This is a genomic window from Mycobacterium sp. E1747, assembly GCF_001667775.1.
Classification (GTDB): Bacteria; Actinomycetota; Actinomycetes; order Mycobacteriales; family Mycobacteriaceae; genus Mycobacterium.
In genome coordinates this window covers 1-752 of record NZ_LZJI01000071.1, presented here as the reverse complement: position 1 = coordinate 752, position 752 = coordinate 1, and the positions used below count along the sequence as shown (strand labels likewise).

General features: G+C 58.6%; 1 protein-coding gene and 1 pseudogene. One reads left to right on the top strand and one right to left on the bottom strand.

Features of this window, described 5'->3' with window-relative positions:
* Positions 1 to 675, bottom strand: a pseudogene (locus A5695_RS07405) (class I SAM-dependent methyltransferase); the annotation flags it as partial.
* On the opposite strand from A5695_RS07405, the gene A5695_RS27330 reads away from it, so the two are divergent.
* Positions 650 to 752, top strand: a 103-nt coding sequence (locus A5695_RS27330; protein WP_369830166.1) for a class I SAM-dependent methyltransferase, incomplete at its 3' end; no start/stop codon positions are given. The pseudogene A5695_RS07405 and the gene A5695_RS27330 overlap by 26 nt on opposite strands.

The following is a 752-nucleotide window of genomic DNA, read 5'->3' as shown; positions in this document are numbered from 1 at the left end:
GGCCGCTTCCTTATTGGCCTCTAGATTTTCCGCCCAAATATTGAGAGTCCGCTCGTAGTGCTCACGCAGTAATTGGACCTTTTCGACCGAGAATCCGGCGGGCTCAGCGAATTTGAAAATATCTTCCTGGGTCGGCAGCTGGCCACCCGGAAAAATCTCGGTGCCGATGAATCGCGCGAATTTCACATCGTTCATCGTCAGCTTGATGCCGAGTGCGGGCATCTGCTGCCATTGATAGGTCAAAATGGTGTGCAACAGCATCCGACCGTCATCGGGCAGGATGTGGTGGGCGCGTTCAAAAAACGCCGGCCACCGGTCGGCCTTGAACGCCTCGAAGGCGCCAATGCTGACGATCCGGTCGACCTTGTCTTCGAACTCCTCCCAGCCCTGCAGCCGCACTTCGACGCTGCGCTCGGTGGGGATGGCGGCCATTTTGGCCTTGCTGTAGGCAAACTGGTTGCGACTCAGCGTGATCCCGATGACGTTGACGTCATACTTCTCGATGGCCCGGCGCATGGTCGCGCCCCAGCCGCAGCCGATGTCCAGCAGCGTCATACCCGGTTCCAGCTTCAGCTTGCCCAGCGCCAGGTCGATCTTGGCGAGCTGCGCCTCTTCCAGGGTCATGTCGTCGCGCTCGAAGTAGGCGCAGCTGTACGTCTGGGTAGGGTCGAGGAACTTTGCACTGTTCCTAGACCCGACAATGGGCTATACGTGCGCTTATTTCGAACGCGAAGACATGACGCTCGAAGAGG